At 73.3% G+C, this 307-nt stretch carries 1 protein-coding gene; it reads left to right on the forward strand.

What is annotated here, in order from left to right; all coding sequences use genetic code 11:
- Positions 1-29 precede the first annotated feature (29 nt).
- Positions 30-307, forward strand: a 278-nt coding sequence (locus ACFWI9_RS34895; RefSeq protein ID WP_387169457.1) for a hypothetical protein, incomplete at its 3' end; no start/stop codon positions are given.

Below are 307 nucleotides of genomic sequence, written 5' to 3' on the forward strand. Positions count from 1 at the left end.
CCGCTCCCGAGTGCACCAGGATCCCCTCGGTGGCCTACGGCTTCGGCCCGCTCACCGGCGCGCTCGACGAGTCGCACAGCGCGGTGTGCGCGGTGCTGCCGACCGCCGGGTTCGACCGCCTCGACGCGGCGATCACGGACACCACCGGCGCGGCGGACACGGCGGTGCCCGCCCTCTACAACAGCGCCTGGACAAACGGCTGTTCGCTGTTCATCCCGACCGGCTGGCAGTGCGCGGCCGGTGGTTCGTCCTCGGCGGCGAGCCCGTCCCTGCTGGTGCTCGGCCTGCCGGAGAAGGTGTCCAGCAC

Source organism: Streptomyces sp. NPDC127084 (assembly GCF_042724175.1).
Taxonomy (GTDB): Bacteria; Actinomycetota; Actinomycetes; order Streptomycetales; family Streptomycetaceae; genus Streptomyces.